Raw genomic sequence first — 19,974 nt, forward strand, 5'->3', positions numbered from 1 at the left:
CTCTCTGCCATGCGGGTCGGTCGGAACGAGGTCCGTCGCCGGCGCGCCCACCCGGGGCCGCGCCGGCGACGGATTGCCCGTGCGTCAGGTGACGGCGGGCCGCACCTCAGGCGTGTTCGCACGCCGGGAGCGGTCACGCAGCCAGATGCCCCACCAGAGCAGGCCCCGGGCGAGACAGACGATCGTCACGGCGAAGAAGAGCGTGTAGACGACGTTGAAGGCGATCAGCACGCCGTAGACGCCGGCGACGCTCGCGCCGAACATGAACTGGGCCCGACCCGAGCTGGGCGTCGTGCCCGGGTCGGTGATCATGTAGTTGGTGAAGAGCACGAACGCGACGCCGGTGATCGGCAGCAGGGCCGCCCAGAGCGCGACGTCCCAGATGAAGTGCCGCACGAGCGCCTGGATGACGAAGCCGCCCACCCAGCCCACGACCAGCGGGATCTTCTTGGTCAGCACCCCGTTGAGCACCGTGCCGGCCGTCAGGATGACCAGCGGCACGAGGATCCGGATCATGTCCGGGACGTCCTCGGTGAAGTGGTACGGCGGGGCGATGTTGACCCAGGAGAAGGCCACCAGGGTCACCGTGATGCCGAAGTTGGACGGGTTCATGAAGTGCCGCATGCGGCCCTTGATCGGCGCCAGGAAGATCGCCTTCTGGCCGATGGCGACGACCACCGCGAAGGCGATCGGCCAGAAGTTGTCGTTGGCGTAGAGCAGCATGTTCGCGGCGAGCGCCGTGATGTGGGTGGGCAGCAGGAACGTGTACATGCCCCAGGCGCCGTTGCCGGTGAAGGCGGCGGGGCGCTTGTTGGCGCGGGCGGTGACCAGCTCGACCACGATCTCGGTGGCGTAACCGACCGCCAGGGCGAGCAGCGGCCAGGTCCAGGGCTGCTCGAAGCCGAGCACCGTGTAGCCGAGGATGTTGAAGATGCTCATGGAGATGGCGAAGTTGCGCAGGGCCAGGTAGCGGGGGTCCCGCCGGTCGATGCGCGGGGGCGCCCCGGGCGTGGCCGCCACCGACGCGTTGCGGTCGAAGGTGACGGTCGGCGCCGGGCCGACCGGGGCGTCGGCGACCGCGGTGCCCCCCTTCCCCCTCACGTCGGTGTCGGTGCGGGCGCTGTCTCGGACGTCGGTCATTTGGCGTTCATCTCCTGGGCTTTGTCCGTGAGCATGATCGTGTGCCAGCCCGCGGCGAGGTCGAGGGTCTGCTTGTGCACGCCACCATTCAGGTCGCGCCAGGCGATCTCCGCCGAGACCGGCTTGGCGCCGGCGTCGCCGAGACCGAAGAAGACGTCGAAGCTGCGCTTGCCCGAGTGGCCGCTGCCGCCGTCGAGCTGGGCGACGCGGGTACGACCGTCCGCGGTCTTCACCCGGACCTGGGCCCCGTACGCGGGCGTGCCGCGGCCGTCCTCACCGGGGCGGCACAGGCGCAGGCCGAGGAAGTTGCCGCTGCCGGGCTTGTCGTTGCGGTAGTAGGACGGGGCGCCCCACTGGCGGGCCACCGCGAAGTCCTGGCCCCCGTCGCCGTTGGTGTCGGCGACGGCCACGCCGCGGCTCGGGGTGCTGTCGGTCATGCCGAGCTCGGCGCTGATGTTCGCGTAGCGCCCGTTCTTCTCCCGCACCCAGAACGCGAACGGCTCGGAGCCGGCGATGTCGTCGCCCGGCTCGGCCTTGGGCCACATGGCCGGGTTGCGGAGCATGAGGTCGTTGCTCATGGCCAGTTCCTGCAACCAGGACCAACGATTGATCTTGCCCTTGACGAACCCGGCGGTCTGGACCACCGACATCTCGCCGCTGTTGTCGAAGTCCGCGATCTTGGCGTCCCAGCCCCAGCCGACCCAGGCCATGTTGAGTTCGGCGGCCTTGTTGTCGAAGACGGCCTTGCCCTCGCTCAACCGCTTGCGGGCGTCGGCCAGGCTAGACGAGTTGTTGCGCCAGACGAAGTTGCTCTCCTCCAGGCCCCAGGAGGTGGTGATGTTGCTGACGAACATGTCGAACTTGCCGGTGCCGCCGAGGTCGCCGAACTCGATGGACATGCCCTTGAAGGAGTCGTGGCCGACCACCATGGACTTCGGGGTGAGCGCGCCGCGGCGGCCCTCCGCCACCGCGAAGCGGATCTGGCCCGGCGTGGAGACGTTGTGGAAGAAGCGGTCCCGTCCGAAGTCGTTGGCCAGGTACAGCTCGGGCAGCAGGTCGCCGTCGATGTCGGCGGAACCCGCGCCGAGGGTCCAGCCGGTCGCGTACTGCGGCGGGATGGCGGACTGCTCGACGTACGTCGCGGTCGGGTTGTCGCCGCTGGTGGCGGCGGTCCAGCGCAGCACGTGCGCCCCGCCGGCGTTCTGCGCGCGGGACAGCGAGTGGTTCATCTCCACGTTCGGCTGGCCGGCCGGGTCGAGCACCTGGCTGTCGGGGAAGTAGTTGAAGACGCCGATGTCCGGCCGGCCGTCGCCGTCGAAGTCCGCGACCGCGACCGCGTTGGTGTTCCAGAACTTGCCCTGGTACTCGCCGCTGGAGGAGGACGGCTGGCCGATCAGTTCGGTGGGGTGGTAGGTCCCCAGGGCCAGCGGTCCGGCGGCGGAGGCGCGGTGCAGGAACAGCACCGGCGTGCGACCCCAGTAGTAGGCGAGCAGGTCGGTGCGGCCGTCGCCGTTGAAGTCGCCGGGCACGCAGCCCATCGGCGCCATCGACTTGTGGGTGGGCAGGGGCGCGGGGTCCAGCACGAAGGGCGCGTACCGGGCGGGCCCGTCGGGCGACGGCGTGACGATGACGCTGTCGCTGCGGGTGTCGACCAGGCAGAGGTCGTTGGCGATCATGTCGCCGTCGAGGTCGTTGGCCGCGACGGCGGCGCCGACCGACGACACCCAGGCGCGGATGTGCTCGTACTCGGGATTGACCGGTCGCACGGAACGCTCGGGAAGGCCGGGCGGCAGCGCGATCGGCAGCTCGGTGAAGCCGAACCGCGACGCCAGCGTCTGACGCTCCTCGGCCGACGCGCTGGGCAGCCGGGCCACGGCGAAGAACGCGGCCACGAGGACCAGCACGAAGACAGCGGGAATGATTCGGCGGATGGCGCCGACGGGTTGGGATGGCAAGGGGTTCCCCTCCAGATTGGGCCACCACCCGTGCCGTGCAGCGGCTGATCTCGCCGTGCGGCCGGGTCTGGCGACGGGCAGTGTCGCCGACCGAGAAATGGAGTGAATTGTCCCGGCGACAATTTTTTCGCTGTCATCCATCGGCAGTTCATTGCCGCAGGAACGGGGCATTCACTCACGCGGGGCGCTACGGCGTACGTGGCCGGCGCTGCCCATTCTCAGCCGATCGAGGCATGGCGTGCGGTCCCTTCACGATGCCTGGTGAACCGGCCGCGAAAGTCGCCGCCGGCCCACTTATGGTCGCGGGAGCACGGCTTGAGTTCTTCTCAAAAGTTGCTCAGTGGCCGAAGGAGGCGCGCACGTTACCGGCCGGTTGGATCCGGCATCTCACCCGTTCGAGGACCGCACTCAACCGCATTCAGTGGGAATCGCAGGGCGGCGTGGTGCTCGTGCGCCATGCGGCGCAGGGCGGACAGGGCGACCCCGAACAGGACGCTGCGCACGATCGCGGGACCCTTCTCGGTCCCGCCGTCGCCGGCGAGCAGGTCGAGTTCCGCGACGACGAGCTGCTCGGCGGCGCGGGCGTAGGAGAGGAAGAAGCGGGCGTCGGCCTCGCAGCCGAGGCTGCGCAGCCCGGCCAGCACCTGCGCCAGCACCTCACCGCCGGAGGCACTGGTCTCGCGGGACCAGCCGAGCGCGTCGGCGAACTCGGCCACCTCCGTGCGTGCGCAGTCCACGGCGGCCCTGCCCAGCGTCTCCGACCCGTCGAGGTAGAGGGCGCGGTCCAGCACCTGGTACGCGTCGCGCAGACCGACCTCGTCGTCGTCGATGGCCGCCAGGATCTCCCGGACCGAGGAGAGATCGAGCCCGGCGATCCCGCTCAGGGTCCGGATCAGTCGGATCCGGCGCAGGTGCCGCTCGCTGTAGTCCGCCTGGTTGCGACCGGTGGGCAGGCCCGCCGGAAGCAGTCCCTCACGCAGATAGAACTTGATCGTCGGGACCGACACGCCACTCTGTCGACTGAGCTCCGAGATACGCACGCGTCCTCCGCCCCTGGCGAACGTTTGGGCAATCTTGCCATAGAGATCGATCGCTAGCCATTGATCGATGCTCATCCACGGCGGATCGGACACGCTGGCGACGAGGGCGCCAGGCAGCTTGATCGCCACGCATCGGAACGCGCCGCCGATGTCCGAAAAATTACGCTAAGGATTGATAGAAGGCGGCACGGATACTGGCGAGTTCCACAATACGAAGCGCAATCTTAGCGATCTTCATCCGGAACGTACAGTGGCACTTGCCAATTCTGGGCAAGAATTAATAAGCCCCCCCTCGTCACTCCGCGCTACTCTCCGAACGCAGAACGTGTTGACCGGCCGTCCGGGCTCGGCTAGCATCGACTGCGGTTAGCGGGGAATAGTGGCGGTCGATGCTCCCAAATGACTCGGCCCAATTCGCCACATCCACACATTGGGATTGTCCGCAATCCGGGGGAGACAAATGCACGACAGCGCAGAGCAGGCAGTGGAACGAGCGATCGACACGATGCGCAGCAATTTATCGGAGCAGTTGACGGTGGACGACATGGCACGCGCAGCCATGTTCAGCAAGTTCCACTTCACGCGGATCTTCCAGCGGGTCACCGGCATCTCGCCCGGTCGGTTCCTGTCCGCGATCCGCCTGCAGGAGGCCAAGCGGCTGCTCACCACGACCAGGCTCAACGTCACGGACATCAGCCTCCGGGTGGGCTACAACAGCGTCGGCACGTTCAGCACCAGGTTCACCAAGAGCGTCGGCCTGCCACCCACCACGTACCGGCGGATGGGCGGTTTCACCCCGCGCATCCCCACCCAACGCCCGTCGGGCCAGACGCATGGCACCATCACCGGGCGGGTCACCGCCCCCGCCCGCGGGCCGGTGCCCGGGCTCATCTTCATGGGGCTGTTCCAGCACCGCATCCCCGAGGGCCCGCCGGCGCGCTGCGCCATCCTGGAGTCGCCGGGCGTCTACCGCTTCGTGAACGTGCCCGACGGCACCTGGTACCTGCTGTGTCACTCCGTCTCCGGCGACGTGCTCCGGCTCGAGCAGGACAGCGTGATGGTGTCCGCGGTGGGGCCGTTGGTCGTCCGCGGCCGGCAGACCCTGACCGCGGACGCCCACCTCAAGCAGGTGTCCAAGATAGATCCACCGGTGCTCCTGGCCCTGCTCGACAGCCGGAAGGCGGCGAGCGAACGCCAGGCCCTGGGGGAGAACCGGGCCGAGGTGTACGCGGCCTGACCCGCCCCCGGCGGAGCACCGCGTACCCCTCGGGCGGCGCTCCCCACCGCCGCGTCACCCGCGGTCGGCCACGAGGCACCCCGGCCGCCGGCGCCCGCAACGGCGTCGGCGGCCGGGGTACCGCCATGCCCGCCACCCGGCCGCCGCCGTGCACGCTTCGCGTCGGCGGCCGGGGTGCCGCCATGCCCGCCGCCGGACCACCCCCGTGCACGGCGCCGCTGCACGCCCCGGTCGCGGCGCTCCCCCGCGTCACGTTCCGTGCGCGCCACCGCGTCAGGCTCCCGTGCACGCCACCGCGTCAGGCTCCCCGTGCACGCCGCCCCCGCGTCACGCCCCACGTCCACGCCTCCACGTCACGCCGAAGCGGAGCCGGCGTCCGGGGCGGTGCGGACGCGCGGCGGTCCCGCGGACGCCGTGGCGCCCGCGGGACCGCTGCGCGGGGATCAGTCGACCTTGTGCACCGTCATCGGCAGCCCGCCGCGCACCCGCAGCGACAGCATCGGCTCGGGCACCACCGGACGGCCCGGCACCCCCGCCAGGCGCACGTCCCGCAGCAGCATGGCCAGGACGAGGGTGGCCTCCATCATGCCCAGGTTGTTGCCCACGCAGAACCGTGGGCCGGCGCCGAACGGGATGTACGCGTACCGGGGGCGCTCCGTGCTGCGCGACGGGTCAAAGCGGTCCGGGTCGAACCGGTCCGGCTCGTCCCAGAACCGGGGATGCCGATGCAGGGTGTACGGGGAGATGAGGATGTCCGCCCCCGCCGGCACGTGGTACCCGCCGATCTCGTCGGCCTGCTGGGCCTTGCGGGGCAGGAGCCAGACCGGCGGATACAACCGGATGGCCTCCTCCACCACCATCGCCGTGAACCGCAGCCGGTGCAGGTCCTCGTACCCGGGCAGCCGGTCGCCCAGCACCGTCACGGCCTCCTCGCGGACCCGCTGCCGGATCTCCGGATGCCGGTCGAGCAGGTGCAGGCTCCAGCCCAGCGTGCTGGCGGTCGTCTCGTGTCCGGCCAGCAGCAGCGTGACCAGCTCGTCGCGCAGCCGCTGCCGGGCCACCCGCGGGTCCTTCTCCAGCCGGGTCGAGATGATCAGGCGGGAGAGCACGTCGTCGCGACCGTCCACGTCCCGGCCCCGGCCTGCGACGAGTTCGTCGACGACCTGCTGGAGGTGGCGGCGGGCGCGCCGGAAGCGCAACTGCCGGGGCAGCGGGATCCATGGCGGCACCGCACTGAGCGTCTCCAGCTCGAACATCGCCTGGTCCTGCACGGCGGCGAACGACCCGCCGACGCCGTGGAAGCCGCTCAGCTCGGCGTCGAGCAGGGTCCGCCCGAGCACCCCGAGGGTCAGCGTGGTCATCTCCTCCAGCACGTCCACCGGAGGGCCGCCGGCCCGCGCCGCCAGCCGCTCGACCAGCAGCGCGGCCTCCTCGCCGATCACCCCCGCGTACTGGGCGAGCCGTCCCTTCTGGAACGCCGGCTGGATCACCTTGCGCTGCTTGCGCCACAGCTCACCCTCGCTGGTGAGCAGGCCGTCGCCCAGCGCCCGGCGGGCGTGCACCAGGCCGATGCCCTTCTGGTAGTTGGCGCTGTTGTCGGACAGGACGTGCTTGGCGTGGTCGGGGTGGTTGAAGAAGTAGAGCTGCTTGGGGCCGACCGGCAGCCGGGCGGCGTCGCCGTACCGCTCCGCGGCCAGGGTCATCATCCGCAGCCGGTCCCGGCCCATCAGGACCAGCATGTGCAGGCCGGCGGAGCGGGGCGGGCCCGGCGGCGTGCGCCGGGCCGCTCCCTCGATCGTCGTCATGCCGCCTCACTCCGCTCCCGCTCGACCTGACGGAACCGTCCGGAGAGGAAGAGCAGGGCCTCCCCGTCCGACCGGCGCTCCAGGGAGAGCAGCCGGCCGAGGAAGATGGTGTGGTCGCCGCCGTCGTAGGAACGCCACACCTCGCACTCGAAGTGGGCGAGGGCGCCGCTGATCAGCGGCGCCCCCGTCGTCGCGCCCGGCCGCCAGTCCACCTGGTCGAACTGCTCGCCGCCGAGCGGTCGCCGCCCGTCGGCGAAGTACCGGGCCACCTTCTCCTGGGCGTCGGTCAGCACCGAGACCGCGAACTCCCGGGTCTCGGAGAGACAGGCGTGCATCACCGCGTTCCGGTCGACGCACACCAGCACCAACGGCGGGTCGAGCGACACCGAGGTGAACGAGTTGGCGGTCATCCCGTGCGGGGTGGCACCGCCGACGGTCACCACCGTGACGCCGGTCGCGAACGCGCCGTACGCCCGCCGCAGTGCCGTCACGTCGGGCGTCCCGACGGTGAGTGTTCGCTGTACGTCCACGACGTCTCCTCCTCGCGCCGTCAGGTGCGCCGCGCCGAGGTGTACGGCGCGAGCGCCGTCACCAGTGCCTCCGGCACCCTCGCCGGCGCGGTGCGGGTGTTCGGGCCGCGCATGCAGGCGATGCGCTGCCGGCCCCGGGCCACCAGCGTCTCGCCGCCGTCCCGGTCGAGCTTGACGTAGTCGAAGCTGAACTCCAGCTGCGTCTGTGCCAGCTCCACCAGGCGCATCCGGATGGACAACTCGTCGAACGCGGTGATCTCGGCGAAGAACTCGCAGTCGACCCGGAGGGTGAACAGCTTCAGGTCGTCGCGTACGTCCGCCAGCACGTCCGGTGCCCGTTCCTTCAGGAACATCTCCCGGCAGCGCCCCTGCCAGCGCAGATAGTTGACGTAGTACACGTTGCCGACGAGGTTGGTCTCCTCGAAGCCCACCGTGTGCAGGTACTCGAAGTACTTGTCCATCGCCTAGGCCCGTCCTTCCGTGAGGATCGCGAACGCCATCGGCTGGGGCAGGTCCCGTACGGTCGTGACGAGCGTGGCGATCCGCAGGTCGCCGGAGGCGAAGACCAGCCAGCCGGCCCGCTCCGAGGGCACCGCGGCCAGCGGCGCCCGGTGCGAGAGCCCCGCCTTGCGCAGGCACTCGATCGCCGCCCACACCCGCGTGGCCGCCGCGTCCAGGGACTCCCCGCCGTCAGCGGCGCAGAGCCGGGCGAGGTCGACGTGCGCGCCGAGCAGCCCCTGCCAGACCGACTCCTCCCGGGCGCGTACCGCCTCGACGTCGCAGGCCAGCGGCCCGGTCCCCACCACGCAGAGCGTCAGGTCCTCGGCGTGCGCGGCGGAGAGGGACCGCCCGTCGGCCAGCTCGGGGCGGCCGTCCGGCCGGTACGCGACCTCGACCGGCCCACCCGCGGCCCGGCCGGCGGCCACCGCGGTCCGGGCCCGCCGCCGACGGGTCTCGTCCGGCGTGCCCTGCCCGGACGGCTCGCCGCGCCCGGTCTGCTCCGTCGGGGTCGGCTCCACCGCGACGGCGACGTCGCCGCCGACCAGGTCGCCGACCGCCCGCTCCAGGTACGAGCCGAGCAGCGGCGCCACCCACGGGCCACGGCCGTCCTTCTTGCGTACCGCCCGCAGCCGCAGGCCCTCCCACCGCTCCACGACCGCACCGTCGGCGGAGCGCAGCGCGATGTCGTAGACGTAGGTGTCGCCGTCGCGGCTGCGCTCCTCGGCGCAGTAGCGGAGCTCCTCCGCCCCGGTGAGGCGGGTCCCCGCCGGGTGCAGCCGCTCGATGCCGGCCGGCAGCAGCGTCGCGTCGGGAACGCAGACCTGGTTGCCGTGCATGAGGGCGTCCCGCACGCCGGGGTCGCCGAGGAGCAGGGTGTCCGGCAGGTAGTCGGCGAACCAGCGCGTCTGCGGAGCCGTGACCACGTCGGCGTCGACGTGCCGGGCGGCCGACCGGTGGTAGCGGCGCAGCCGCTGGAACCGTCCACCCTGGAACAGGATGTCGCCGTACAGGTCGGTGGCGGGATCCAGCGGCACCGCCGGCAGCCCGGCGGGCACCTGCTCGGGCGGGCCCGCCGGCGGTCGCGTGCCGGTGAAGTGCAGCCGCGCCCGGAAGTGCGCCGCGCTGAACTCCGTCTCCGCGCTGTAGATGACCGCGTCCACGACGTCGTCGTCAACCACGAGGGTGGCGATCCGGATGGTGGTGCTGCCCTCCGGCGGCACCACGATGGGCCGCAGGAACTCGGCCCGCTCGACCACCGGTGTGTCGTCGCGTCCGGTCACCGCGGCGGCGACCTGGGCCATCGCCTCCATGCCGAACACCGCCGGGAACAGCAGGTTGCCGTCCAGCCGGTGGTGGTCCAGGTAGAGGTCGGTGACCGGCTTGAGGTCGGCCTCGGCGACCAGCTCGACGCCGTGGTAGCGCACGAGCGGGCGGTCCACGAACCGCAGCAGCGGCAGCTCCGGACGGTCCATCCGGACCGTGTCGATGCCCTCCGTACGCCCGCTGACCACCACCACCGACGGTGCCTGCGGGTCGGCGAGCAGGCGCCGGAGCATCTGCACGCCCTGGTCGGGGGTGACCGGGGTGATGCCGTCGCGGGTCAGCGCCTCGACCACGGACAACCGCTCACCCATGCCGACGCCGGACCAGACCGACCACTCCAGGCAGAGGCTGCGGCAGTTCGGGTGGCGCCGGCCGAAGTCGACGGTCAGCTCGGCCAGCCAGTCGTTGGCCGTGGCGTAGTGCGCCTCGCCGCGCAGACCCGCCCGGCCGATGATGCTGCCGAACGTCACCAGCAGGCGCAGCCGGTCGGCGTCGACAGCGTCGAGCACGGCGCGCAGGCCGTCGACCTTCGGCGCGAACGTACGGCGGAACGCGTCCATGGTGAGCCCGGTCAACGCCGCCGGCTCGTTGCGGCCCGCGCCGTGCAGCACCGCCGTGACCGGTCCCAGCTCGGCGACGAGCCCCTCGACGGCCTGCCGCACCTGCTCCGGGTCGGAGACGTCGGCCCGGGCGTAACGCACCCGTACGCCGGCGTCCGCCATCCGCTTCAGGTTCGCGGCCAGCTCGTCGTCCTGGGCGGGATCGGAGCGGCCCAGCACGGCGAGGCCGGCGCCGCTGTCGACGGCCATCGCCAGGGCGCACTCCGCGGTGATGCCCTTGCCGCCGCCGGTGACCAGCAGCAGGTCCTCGGCGCCCAGCGGCTCCCGCGTCTCGGCGGGCCGCACCGGCAGCCCGCGCAGCGTCGGCACCCGGCGCCGCCCGGCGGCGTCGTAGCGGACCTCGGCGAACCCGTCGGTGGCGGCGACCTCCGCCGTCACCCGGGCCACGGCCTCCGGCACCGGCGGGGTGTGCACGATGGTGGTCCGCAGCTGCGGCGCCTCCAGTCGTAGCGTCTTGGCCAGCCCGGCCGCGCCCGGTCCCTGCTGGACGAGGACGAAGCGGGTGCCGGGGGCGGCGGCGGTCGCCGCCTGCGCGCCGCGCAGGGCCAGTTCGAGATCGGCCTCCGCGCACCGCTCCGGCAGGCACACCAGCACGCCCGCGCCGAGTCCGGCGGTCTGCAGGGCCGCGCGCAGCGGCTCGGCGAGCGGGTGGCCGGCGGGGGCGAACAGCTGCCAGGCTCCGTCGGCCTCGGCCCGGGCGGCGACCGGGGCCGGCGCCTCGTCGAGGTCCACCGACCAGGCCCGGCACCAGTCGGCGACGCCCTGCACGATGCTCGGGCCGGCCGCGTCGGTGTCCCGACCGGTCCGGGCGAGCTGCTCCAGGGCCTCGGCGAGCTGCCCGACGGTGGCCGTCGCGAAGTTGGTGGGGGTCTGCGCGGCCGGCACGCCGAGCTGCTGCGCCGCCTGGTTGACCAGCTGGCCGACGGTGATCGAGCTGAGGTGCAGGTCGTCGAGGAGCTGGCTGCCGTCGTGCACCATCTCCAGCGGCAGCTCGGCCCGCTCGGCGGCCAGCCGGCGCAGCAGTTGCAGGCTCGACTCGCCGGCCGGCTGCTCCGGTGCCGGCGAGGCCTCGTCCACCCGGGACGGACCGGCCGTCCGGACGCCGGTGGCCGGAGGCAGGCTCACCACCGGGGCGGACTCGCAAGGGCTGGCGAAGAAGCGGAAGTTCTGGCCCACCTCGAGCGGCCGGACCAGCCGGTCGTGGAAGAGGGTGCCCTCCACGCCGCCGGCGCCGACGACGTACGCGGCCGCCGCGACCCGCAGCAGGCCCGCCAGCGACTCGTCGTCGGTGTTGAGCGCCACCGCCGGCAGGTCGGTGCTGGCCGCCGCGAGGCCGGAGAGCACCTGCCCCGGGCCCACCTCGACGAAGAGGTCGACCTCCTTGGCGGCGAGGGCCACGGCCTGGCTGAACAGCACCGGGTCGGTGATCTGGCGGTGCAGGAGGGCGGAGACGTCGGTGTCGTGGGCGAGCGGTTCGCCGGTGACGGTGGAGACGACCCGCCGGGTGACGGATCCGAACCGCTCCCCCGCCAGCGCGTCGAGGAAGGCGTCCGCGGCCGGCTCGACCAGCGGGGAGTGGAACGCGTGCGACACGGACAGCCGCGTGGTCCGCAGGCCGGCGGAGCGGGCCCGCTCGCAGGCGTCCTCCACCGCGGCCTCCGAGCCGGCGATCACGGTCTGCTCCGGCCCGTTGTACGCGGCGATCACCACGGACATGCCGGCGATCAGCCCGGCCACCCGCTCGGGCGGGGCGCCGATGTTGGCCATCGTGCCGGAGGCGCTGTGCTCCCCCATCGTCCGGCCGCGCACGCCGGCGACCCGGAGCAGGGCCTCCTCGTCGAGCACGCCGGCCCAGTGCAGGGCGGCGATCTCGCCGAGGCTGTGCCCGACGGCGACCGTCGCGTCGAGGTTGAGCAGCGACAGCGCCCGCAGGCCGGCGAGCGAGCCGGTGACGATCCGCGGCTGGGCCACCGCGGTGGCGACCATGTCGCCGCTGCTCGGCAGCGCCGCCCGCTGGTACACCTCCTCCACGTCGGCGAAGCGGCGGCGCAGCGCGCCACCCGAGGTGCCCTTGCCGGACCCCTGCCCGGGGAAGAGGAAGCCGATGCGGCCCGGGCCGCTCACGTGGCCCAGGAAGCAGCGGCCGTCGGAGGAGAACAGGCGTACCTCGCCGGCGTCGAGGGCGTCGCAGATCCGGCGCAGCTGCCGCTCGCCGTCCTCCGGCGAGGAGATGACCACGCCCGCCCGGTACGGCAGGTCGCGCAACTCCCGGTGCAGGGTGGCGGCGAGGTCGCCCAGCTGGGCGTACGACACCGTGGGCACGAACTCGACGAGACGCTGCAACCGCTCACGCAGCTCCTGCGGGCTGCCCCCGTCGACGAGCAGCAGCTCCGCGTCCTGCATCGAGGCGGCGAGGTTGCGGAATCGGCTGTCCAGCCGGGACGAGCGACGCGGCTGCCCGTTCTCCAGCACGATGTGGGTGTTGATGCCGCCGAAGCCCATCGCCGTCACGCCCGCGCGCACCGGCAGGTCGCGCGGCCACGCCTCGGCCTTGCGCAGGGCCCGCAGCGCGGACTGCTCGGCGGTGAGGATCTCGTGCGGGTCGACGCAGCCGATGGTGGGCGGCAGCACCTCGTGGTGGACGGCCATCGCGGCCTTGATCAGGCCGGCGACGCCGGCCGCCGCCTTGGTGTGCCCGATCATGCCCTTGATCGAGCTGATCGCGGCCTGGGCGGCGTTCTCGTCGGCGGTGCGCCGGGCCAGGGACAGGGCCTGGAGCTCGGTGGCGTCACCCACCTGCGTGCCGGTGCCGTGGCCCTCGAAGAGCCCGACGGTCTCGATGCCGAACCCGGCCCGGTCGTACGCCCGGCGCAGGGCGAGCTGGTAGCCGGCGACCTCGGGCCGGGTGATGCCGCCCTTGCCGTCGGAGGAGATGCCCCAGCCCGCGATGGTGGCGTAGATGCGGTGCCCCGCCTGGCGGGCCTCGGCCTCGCGCATCAGGACCACCATGCCGCAGCCCTCGCCGGGCCAGAAGCCGTTCGAGCCGCGGTCGTAGACCCGCATCTCGCCGCGCGCCAGCGCGCCGGTCTTGGCGAAGCCGATGATCTCGAAGGGGTCGATGGAGAGGTCGACCCCGCCGGCGACCGCCACGTCGACCTCGCCGTCGGAGAGGGTCTTGCACGCGGTGGCGACGGAGAGCAGCGACGAGGAGCAGGCGCCGTCGACGGTGTAGCCGCCGCCCTTGAAGTCGAAGTGGTTGCAGATGCGCCCGGCGATGGTGTTGGACAACCCACCGGCGAGGGTGTCCTCGTCGACCTCCGGGAACGGACCCTTGAAGGTCGCCTCGAAGTCGTCGAGGAACGTGGTGAGCTGGTCGTCGTCCCAGTCCTGCTCCTTGAGCGCGGCGGCGACCATGCGGCGCACGTAGGGCCAGCGCAGCCGCAGCTGGTTGGCTCGGGAGAACTCGCCGGTCAGCGTGTTGCCGACGACCACGCCGGTGCGCTCGCGGGGCAGTCCCTCCCCCATCGGGAACCCGGCGTCGGCCAGCGCCATGGCCGCCATGTCGAGGGCGAGCCAGTGGGTGAGGTCGGTGGAGCGGTAGGTGCTGCCGGCGATCTTGTAGGCGATGCGGTCGAACTCGTAGCCCTCGATGACCGCCGCGTTGCGGGCGTAGAAACGGTCGGGCGTGGCCGGGTCCGGATCCCAGTAGTCGTCCAGACTCATCCGCACGTCGGGCAGCCGGCGGAAGGCCCGCCGCCCGGCGAGGGCGTTCTCCCACAGTTCACGGGGCGACGTGGCGTCCGGGTAGCGGCACGCCATCCCCACGACAGCGATCCTTGTCACGAGGTCTCTCCTTCGTTGCGTGCGGTGGTGGACCGCCGGGGCGCGGGACGGGCCGCGGGGTGGGGCGCCACGGTCAGCACCGCCCCTCGAACTCGGCGGCGATGGCCTGGCGCCACCGCTCGTAGGCGGGCGTGCCGCCGTCCTGCCCGCGGGGCAGGGTCACGTCGGTCACCTTCGACGCCTCGGCGGTGGACATGCCGCAGAACACCTGCGTGGCGACCTCGTTGTGCGGGACGACCAGGCCGGCACGTACCCGGGCCCCGGCCGCGAAGGCGCTGCCCTGGGCGAGGTCCACCCGGTAGTCGCCGGCCCGGTCGCGGAACCGGTGCAGGTCCGCCTCGGTGGCTCCCCCGGCGTACGTGGCGGCGAGACCCGCCCCGGCGTACAGGTCGGCCCGCCGGTGCGCGGGGAACGCGGCGAAGATCTCCGTCACCCGGTCCACGTCGGTGCCGCCGACGAACCAGGTGGCCCGCCCGATGCCCTGGTCGATGACCCGGTCGGCGTACTCGCGCGGGCCCTCGGCCGGCCACGGGAACCGCGGGTGGCGGTACTGCCCGTACACGTACCGGTCGGTGTGGAAGTACGCCTGGTGGAAGCCGTAGCCGTCGAGCACCAGCCACCGCAGCAGCGGGTCCGGGGCGTACAGCTGGCCCCAGCGGATCCGGGGCAGCCGGGCCATCGCCCAGCCCACGCCGACGTACGCCATGTAGACGTGCGCGTCGCCCCGGCCGGCGAGCAGGCCCGCCACGTGCCGGGGGCGGCCCGGCCGCAGCGCGTCCCGGACGGCGAAGCCCATCGCGGCGCCCTCGTACGCGAAACCACGAAAACGCGTCGGCACCGTTTCCAGGCGGCGTTCGGCCGCCTCGGTCGTCGGCGCCTCGGCGGCGTATCCGTAACCGGTGAGGAATGAGGCGCCGACGGTTTCGAGCAGCGCCTTCGATTCCTCGTTCTTCACGTGGAATCCGCGCACGTCCATTTTCGTCTCGGAGATATTTGGCGTCAGGATTCTGCGCCGCAGATCACGCAGGCTCTGCATGGCACGTTCCCCCAAAGGGTCGGTGTTTCCGTTTACCGGGGATGGACATCCATTTCGATGATGGCAAGCGCGGGAAGGATTGATTTCTTCAACCTTGCGCACTCGTCGCAACTATCCGGAACATTCACGTGCACCGCCGACACGCGGCGGCACGGCGACCGTCCGGGGGACGACGCGGGTGGTTCTCAGCGACCGTGGTTGACGCCGGCCGGCTCGAAGTGCGCGCGGACGTTGCGCCGCCACACCTCGTACGCGGGCACCGGCCCGGCCGGCTCCGCGCGGACCGCCACGTCGTCGGCCAGCGCCGCGGCGGCGGCCACGGACCGGCCGCCGAGCGCGTGCATCGCCGCCTCGCTGTGCACCGGCACGTGCCCGGCGTGGCTACGGGCCTTCGCGGCGAAGACCGCGCCCTGGGCCAGGTCCGGCGCGCACGGGCCGGCGTCGGCGCGCAGCGCGGCGAGCGCCTCGGCGTCGGCACCGCCGGCGAAGGTGGCGGCGAGCCCCACCCCGCTCCACAGGTCGCCGTGCCGGTCGGCGGCGAAGGCCCGCACGGCTCCGGCCACGTCGGCGGTACGGGCGCCGTGGATGAACCACAGCGCCCGGCCGAGGCCCTGGTCCGTGGCCCGGAGGAAGTAGTCCCTGTGGCCCTGCCACGGGTACGTCGCGAGCCGCTCCTGCCGGGTCACCCACCGGTCGAGGTCGAAGTAGGCGCGGTCGAACCCGTAGCCGTCCACGGCCAGCCAGGTCATCGTCGGGTGGTACGGGGAGCCGGTGAGGTCCGGCACGACGTGCCGCCAGAGGGGTCGCGGCAGGCGTGCCATCGCGAACCCGATGCCGATGTAGGCGAGGAAGAGGTGCGGCGCGCCGGGGCCCCGCAGCAGGTCCCGGGTGCGGGTGCCGCGCCGGGGCCCCATCACGTCGAGGATGGTGCAGGCCATCGTGGCGCCCTCGTAGGCGAAGCCGAGCAGTTCCCGGTCGACGAGCGCGAGCCGGCGCTCCAGCTCCCACGGGTCGCGGGTGTCGATGCCCCACTCGAATCCGCAGACGACCGACTGCGGAACCGCCTCCAGCCGGCGGGTGACCTCCGTGGCGGGGCCGGGGAAACCCCGACGCGCGAAGGTCACCTCCGCGAGCGTCGGCGCCATCAGCAGTCGACGCATGGAGCCCAGTACCGTCGGCATGGCAGATCCCCCTGTCGTTACGACGACGCCGGCCCCGGCCGGCGGGTGACTTCATCGTCACGCCGCGCCGGCCGGGGCCGCGTCTTCTGCTGTGCGCTCATCCGCCGCCACGGGCGGGCCGCCCGGCGGGCGGGTCACGGGCCGGTGACGGGCCCCCTTCCCCGCTGTGGACGAAGGAACATCAGCAGCAGGGCCACCGCGACGAGGCCCAGGTCGAGCAGGAGGAGCACGCCGTTGATGCCGTCGATCCGGGCGTGTTCGTGGCCGGCGTTCGCGGCCTCGTCCCCGATCGGCGCGGCGACGGGCCCGGCCGGGACGGCGCCGGGGGTCACCGTGAAGCCGGCCAGGCCGGCGACCTGCCGACCGTCGGGCAACAGGGCCCGGTACGCCACGCGGTAGGCGCCGGGCCCGGCGTCGCGTACCCGCACGGCCAGGCGGCCGTCGCGGACGGCCGCCTTCCCGATCGAGACGACCGCCCCGGTCGGTCCGGTGACGGCCAGGTGCACGTTCTCGGCCGACTCGGCGCCGCCGAGCGTGAGCGTCACCTCGGCGGGTGCGACCCCGACGACCGACCCGTCGCCCGGGTTCAGCATGAACCTCCGGCTCTCGGCCGGAGTGCCGAAGGCCAGCAGCGCCACGATCGACAGCACGATGCCGACCGCGACGGCGATGGCCGCCCGCTGCACCGCCCCGGCGGACGTCGGCGGTGCGGGCGGACGGGTGCCGTCCACGGTGGTCATGACGGCTGGGCCGCGACCTCGGGCTGCCGGCAGCTGCACGACATCAGCTCCGCCTCCGCCGGGGAGGGCCGCAGGTGCAGGTACATCGCGATCACCATCGGCACGAAGACGACCGTGTTGTAGAACAGGTGCAGCTCGACGCGGGGGATCACGACCTGGAGCAGGCTGGTGGGCACGGGGCTGTCGAACAGGTGCCGGCCGGTCTGCGCCTGCAACAGCAGCAGCAGGTGCTCGATGTGGTGCCAGAACTGGATCGCCAGGGCCGCGGTCCACCAGCTCCGGCTGCGCCCGACGAAGCCGGGACGCAGCATCCACAGCCCGACGAGCATCACGATGGCGTAGCCGTAGTGCAGCCACTCCGAGCTGACCAGCCACGGGAACGGCATGCCGAGCACCCCGCGGGCCTCGGGCCGCGACCAGCCCAGGCCCCAGATTTGGTACGCCTGCACCAGGTGCTCGGCCCAGTGCGCCAGCACGATCACGAGAAAGGCGTTCAGGGCCGCCCGGTGGTGCGCGCCGTTGAGTGTCGCCCAACGCCCGGACGCTCCGGGCAGGGTCGCCTGGTAGCTGGTCACGTTTCCTCCTTGGAAGGGTCACGGGCGCGAGAGACACCACGCCCATCACCCAGCGTGTCGGCTCCGACACGCCGACACGTCTCCAATGTTGCGCAGTTCAGGTCGGGAATCCGTCAGACCGGCTCGGGCGAGCCGGCGGGGGCGTACCAGGTGCCGACCCGGCGGGCCGCCGCGAAGCTGGCCCAGGCCACCGCGTCGACCAGGGCCGCGTCGCCCGGCTGGTGGCGGCGGAACTCCGTGACCACCTCCTCGTCGACCTGGTAGGAGGCGAACACGGTCAGCAGGGCCAGGCGGCCGGCGGCCCGCTGCGCCTCGGGCAGCGGCGCGATCAGCCGTTCGCACCACTGTCGACTCAGGCCGGTCTCCTCCCCCCGCCAGGCGTCGAGGCGTTCCGCGACCAGCTCCCGGACCGCCGGCGGGACGGCGCGCTCGCCGGCCGCCTCGAACGCCGCGTAGGCGCGGGCCATCGCCCCGGCCACGTGCGGGCTGCCCGCCGCCCAGGCCGCCTCCGCCGGCAGCGGCGCCGGCGGCAGCAGCTCCACCGAGCGGCCCGGCTCGCGGGCGTCGCGCAGCGTCCCCTGCAACACCCAGCCGATGCCCCGCTTCAGGCGCCGGCGCGCCCGCGGCGTCAGCCCCGGCGGGAGCAGGAAGTTGGAGAGGAACACGTTGACCACGCGGGCGATGTAGTGGAAGCCCACCACCACGCCGACCAGCTCCGGGCGGTCCCGCTCCGGAAACGGCAGGACCGGCCGTGAGGTCTGCGGCTGGTGTGCCGTACGGCCCCACTCCGCCGCCACGCGGATGCGCCGGTCGGCGATCTCGGTGAGCCGGTCGGCCACGATCGCCTCCGCGTCGTGCTCCGTGGAGAGCTCGTAGAGCCCGACGCTGTGCATGTCCACGCAGTACGGGCAGATGTTCGCCACGGACACCGCGGCGGCCACCGCCTCCTTGGTCGCCCGGTCCACGTTCTCCGTCGGCAGCAGCGGCTCCCGCATCACCATCCAGTACGCCGCCAGCACCTCCGGCGACGGGGAGTGCAGCTGCGCCGGCGGCACCACCAGTTGCATCTCCTGCGCGACCTGCCGGTAGACGGCGTCCACCAGGCCCTGTGCGGACCCCTGGGGCACCGGCGTGACGTAGTTGACCTGGCGCTGGACCACCGACGAGGCCACCCGACGAGCGATCATGATCTGCCTCCTGCTCTGCGCCGCCCCGCCGGACGGTCACGACGACGGCTCCCACGACTGCGGCAATGCCAGTATTGGGAGTCCGGGGGCGCAGGCAACGCCATCGACGCCGGTTGAGCACCCTAGGAGAAGGAGGGCCCGGCGGCGCCCGCCCATGATGGGCGACGACCCAGTCCCCCACCCGCGGGAGTCGCGATGCTGGTCCTGGTAACCGGTGGCACCGGATTCATCGGCTCCCACTCGACGGCGGCCGTCCTCGACGCCGGGCACCGGGTCCGGCTGCTCGTGCGCGACCCCGCCCGCGCCCGGCGGGTGCTGGCGGCGCTGGGCGCCGACGCCGGGCGCGTGGAGCTGGTCACCGGCGACGTCACCGACCCCGCCGACGTGGCCCGGGCCGCCGACGGCTGCGCCGCCGCGCTGCACGCCGCCGGCGTCTACAGCTTCGACTCGCGGGACCGGGCGCGGATGCGGGCGGTCAACCTCCGCGGCACCGAGGTGGTGCTCGGGGCGGCGCGGGCGGCAGGCCTCGACCCGATCGTGCACGTCTCCACCTTCGGCGCGCTGCTGCCGGCCACGGGGTCGCCGCTGACCGTCGACTCCCCGGTGGGCGCGCCCCGGGAGGCGTACCTGAGCAGCAAGGCCGCCGCCGAGCACGTGGCGCGCCGGCACCAGGACGACGGGGCGCCGGTGGTCATCACCTATCCGCTGGCCTCGCTCGGGCCCGACGACCCGCACCTGGGCGACCAGACGACCCGGGTACGCAACGTGCTGCGCGGGTTGATGCCGCTGTGGCCGACCGGCGGCTTCCCCGTCGGCGACGTGCGGGACGTGGCCCGGCTGCACGCGGCGGTGCTCGAACCGGGGCGCGGCCCCCGCCGCTTCCCGGCCCCCGGCCGGTACGTCACGACCCGGGAGTTCGTCGACGCGCTGCGCCGGGTCACCGGGCGGGCCCTGCCCACCCTCCGGCTGCCGGCCCCGGCCCTGCTGCCGATGGGCCACCTGGTCAGCGCGGCGCAGCGGCTCTCGCCCGTGCACCTGCCCGCCGAGCACGGCGCCATCTACCTGTGCGCCACGGCCCGCCCGATGGACGGCACGCCCACCGAGGAGCTGCTCGGGCCGGCCAGCCGGTCGCTGGACGAGACCCTGGCCGACACCGTGCGCTGGCTGCACCGGACCGGGCGGCTGAGCCGCCGGCAGGCCGGGCGCGCCGCGCTCCCGGCGACCGCCGCACCGCGCCGCGCCACCGAACCGGCCTGACCCC

The 19,974-nt window shown here is 73.0% G+C and carries 14 protein-coding genes; 2 read left to right on the forward strand and 12 right to left on the reverse strand.

Annotation, left to right across the window (positions count from 1 at the left end; translation table 11 throughout):
• Positions 1-84: 84 nt before the first annotated feature.
• The 3 genes from RM555_RS21095 to RM555_RS21105 all read right to left on the reverse strand — a co-directional run bounded on the left by RM555_RS21095 (position 85) and on the right by RM555_RS21105 (position 4,264).
• On the reverse strand, positions 85-1,140 hold the full coding sequence (locus RM555_RS21095; RefSeq protein ID WP_311413360.1) for an enediyne biosynthesis protein: 1,056 nt from the start codon (positions 1,138-1,140) through the stop codon (positions 85-87).
• The gene (locus RM555_RS21100; RefSeq protein ID WP_311413405.1) at positions 1,137-3,044 is read right to left on the reverse strand and encodes a CRTAC1 family protein; all 1,908 of its coding nucleotides are present in this window, start codon (positions 3,042-3,044) and stop codon (positions 1,137-1,139) included. The genes RM555_RS21095 and RM555_RS21100 overlap by 4 nt, the downstream gene beginning before the upstream one ends.
• Before the next feature lie 413 nt (positions 3,045-3,457).
• Positions 3,458-4,264, reverse strand: a complete 807-nt coding sequence (locus tag RM555_RS21105; RefSeq protein WP_311413361.1) for a MerR family transcriptional regulator — start codon at positions 4,262-4,264, stop codon at positions 3,458-3,460.
• Positions 4,265-4,595: 331 nt separating this feature from the next.
• Between RM555_RS21105 and RM555_RS21110 the strand changes: the two genes are divergently transcribed.
• Positions 4,596-5,372, forward strand: coding sequence for an AraC family transcriptional regulator (locus RM555_RS21110; RefSeq protein WP_311413362.1), 777 nt, complete (start codon positions 4,596-4,598; stop codon positions 5,370-5,372).
• 443 nt (positions 5,373-5,815) lie between these two features.
• Here RM555_RS21110 and RM555_RS21115 read toward each other — a convergent pair whose 3' ends face one another.
• The 9 genes from RM555_RS21115 to RM555_RS21155 all read right to left on the reverse strand — a co-directional run bounded on the left by RM555_RS21115 (position 5,816) and on the right by RM555_RS21155 (position 18,713).
• Positions 5,816-7,177 (reverse strand): cytochrome P450, encoded by a 1,362-nt coding sequence (locus RM555_RS21115; RefSeq protein WP_311413363.1) that lies wholly within the window; start codon positions 7,175-7,177, stop codon positions 5,816-5,818.
• Complete coding sequence (locus RM555_RS21120) at positions 7,174-7,707, reverse strand: flavin reductase family protein (protein WP_132238185.1); 534 nt, start codon at positions 7,705-7,707, stop codon at positions 7,174-7,176. The genes RM555_RS21115 and RM555_RS21120 overlap by 4 nt, the downstream gene beginning before the upstream one ends.
• Positions 7,708-7,727: 20 nt before the next feature.
• Entirely contained in the window at positions 7,728-8,168 is a 441-nt protein-coding gene (locus tag RM555_RS21125; protein WP_132238187.1) for an acyl-CoA thioesterase, read from the reverse strand.
• Positions 8,169-8,171: 3 nt separating this feature from the next.
• Positions 8,172-13,994, reverse strand: a complete 5,823-nt coding sequence (locus RM555_RS21130; protein WP_311413364.1) for a type I polyketide synthase — start codon at positions 13,992-13,994, stop codon at positions 8,172-8,174.
• A 73-nt stretch (positions 13,995-14,067) separates the two neighbouring features.
• Entirely contained in the window at positions 14,068-15,030 is a 963-nt protein-coding gene (locus RM555_RS21135) for a DUF1702 family protein (protein WP_311413365.1), read from the reverse strand.
• Between the two features lie 185 nt (positions 15,031-15,215).
• Entirely contained in the window at positions 15,216-16,211 is a 996-nt protein-coding gene (locus RM555_RS21140) for a DUF1702 family protein (protein ID WP_311413366.1), read from the reverse strand.
• Between the two features lie 134 nt (positions 16,212-16,345).
• Positions 16,346-16,951 (reverse strand): copper resistance CopC family protein, encoded by a 606-nt coding sequence (locus RM555_RS21145; protein ID WP_311413367.1) that lies wholly within the window; start codon positions 16,949-16,951, stop codon positions 16,346-16,348.
• The gene (locus RM555_RS21150) at positions 16,948-17,526 is read right to left on the reverse strand and encodes a hypothetical protein (RefSeq protein ID WP_225852009.1); all 579 of its coding nucleotides are present in this window, start codon (positions 17,524-17,526) and stop codon (positions 16,948-16,950) included. The genes RM555_RS21145 and RM555_RS21150 overlap by 4 nt, the downstream gene beginning before the upstream one ends.
• A gap of 113 nt (positions 17,527-17,639) precedes the next feature.
• The gene (locus tag RM555_RS21155; RefSeq protein WP_311413368.1) at positions 17,640-18,713 is read right to left on the reverse strand and encodes a carboxymuconolactone decarboxylase family protein; all 1,074 of its coding nucleotides are present in this window, start codon (positions 18,711-18,713) and stop codon (positions 17,640-17,642) included.
• Between the two features lie 195 nt (positions 18,714-18,908).
• Between RM555_RS21155 and RM555_RS21160 the strand changes: the two genes are divergently transcribed.
• Positions 18,909-19,970 carry an SDR family NAD(P)-dependent oxidoreductase gene (locus tag RM555_RS21160; protein ID WP_311413369.1) on the forward strand — a complete coding sequence of 354 codons (1,062 nt, stop codon included), beginning with the start codon at positions 18,909-18,911 and terminating at the stop codon, positions 19,968-19,970.
• The last annotated feature ends 4 nt before the right edge of the window (positions 19,971-19,974 follow it).

The organism is Micromonospora reichwaldensis (assembly GCF_031845925.1).
In the GTDB taxonomy this organism is placed as follows: Bacteria; Actinomycetota; Actinomycetes; order Mycobacteriales; family Micromonosporaceae; genus Micromonospora; species Micromonospora reichwaldensis.

What these genes read in the sequence shown, in the direction of transcription:
- RM555_RS21095 (WP_311413360.1), bottom strand. Translation starts at nt 1,140, where the DNA reads ATGACCGACGTCCGAGACAGCGCCCGCACCGACACCGACGTGAGGGGG.
- RM555_RS21110 (WP_311413362.1), top strand. Translation starts at nt 4,596, where the DNA reads ATGCACGACAGCGCAGAGCAGGCAGTGGAACGAGCGATCGACACGATG.
- RM555_RS21115 (WP_311413363.1), bottom strand. Translation starts at nt 7,177, where the DNA reads ATGACGACGATCGAGGGAGCGGCCCGGCGCACGCCGCCGGGCCCGCCC.
- RM555_RS21125 (WP_132238187.1), bottom strand. Translation starts at nt 8,168, where the DNA reads ATGGACAAGTACTTCGAGTACCTGCACACGGTGGGCTTCGAGGAGACC.
- RM555_RS21135 (WP_311413365.1), bottom strand. Translation starts at nt 15,030, where the DNA reads ATGCAGAGCCTGCGTGATCTGCGGCGCAGAATCCTGACGCCAAATATC.
- RM555_RS21140 (WP_311413366.1), bottom strand. Translation starts at nt 16,211, where the DNA reads ATGCCGACGGTACTGGGCTCCATGCGTCGACTGCTGATGGCGCCGACG.
- RM555_RS21145 (WP_311413367.1), bottom strand. Translation starts at nt 16,951, where the DNA reads ATGACCACCGTGGACGGCACCCGTCCGCCCGCACCGCCGACGTCCGCC.
- RM555_RS21155 (WP_311413368.1), bottom strand. Translation starts at nt 18,713, where the DNA reads ATGATCGCTCGTCGGGTGGCCTCGTCGGTGGTCCAGCGCCAGGTCAAC.
- RM555_RS21160 (WP_311413369.1), top strand. Translation starts at nt 18,909, where the DNA reads ATGCTGGTCCTGGTAACCGGTGGCACCGGATTCATCGGCTCCCACTCG.